Here is a 926-nt window from a genome sequence, read left to right on the forward strand (position 1 = left end):
CCCTTGGTGCGTCGGGGCCCGGTGAGCGCTGTGCGGGTGGTTCTCGTGGTGCCGGTGGTGCGGGCCGTATCGGGGTTTCGTACGGTCCCGCCGGGGCGCGCTCGCTCCGGCGGGACCCCGCCTACTGCTCCAGCAGCCAGGTCAGGATGCCGGGCAGGGCGTGGATCGCGTCGAAGTGCGCGGCGGCGGGCTCCAGGACCGCCGTCGCGCCCGGGATGCGCTCCGCGAGCCAGCGGGAGTGCCCGACCGGTGAGAAGACGTCCTTCTCGCCGTGCCAGAGCATCACCGGGCCCTTGATGTCCGCCGGGTCGAAGCCCCAGGGGCTGGAGAAGGCGATGGCGTCGTCGATCCACCCGTACGCCGAAGTGCGCAGCGCCTCCTGGTAGTTGCGCAGCAGCATCGACCTGACCCCGGCGTCCTTCACCACCATCCGGTCGGAGTCCGTCAGCTCCCTGCGCAGATCGTTCAGCAGCCGGATCGGGTCCTTCCTGATCTCGGCCGACCGCAGCACGAACCGCTCGGTGAGCCCCGCCGGGTCGTCCGACGCGGTGGTGTACTCCAGGACATTGGACGCGGCCATGCCCTCGAACCAGTCGAGTCCGATCGCGTCCCTCGGCGCGAGCGTCACCAGCGCGGCGGTACGGGTGATCCGCTCGGGCATCAGCGCCGCACAGGCCAGCGCGTGCGGCGCGCCACCGGAGCGGCCCACCACGGCGAACCGGTCGAGCCCCAGCTCGTCGGCGATGGCCCGGACGTCCTGGGCCACATCGGCGACACTGCGTCCGGCCAGCCGGTCCGAACCGCCGTAGCCCGGGCGGTCGTAGGCGATCAGCTGCGTACGGCGCTGGTAGAGGACCATGCCGCGCGGGGCCGGGCCCAGCCTGCTGCCCGGCGTGCCGTGCAGCAGGAAGACCGGCCTGCCGCGC

1 protein-coding gene is annotated in these 926 nt (G+C 72.9%); it reads right to left on the reverse strand.

The window, feature by feature from the left end:
• Positions 1-121: 121 nt before the first annotated feature.
• Positions 122-926, reverse strand: an 805-nt coding sequence (locus tag ACWF94_RS39485) for an alpha/beta fold hydrolase (protein ID WP_453499960.1), incomplete at its 5' end; no start/stop codon positions are given.

It is taken from the genome of Streptomyces sp. NPDC055078 (assembly GCF_053607985.1).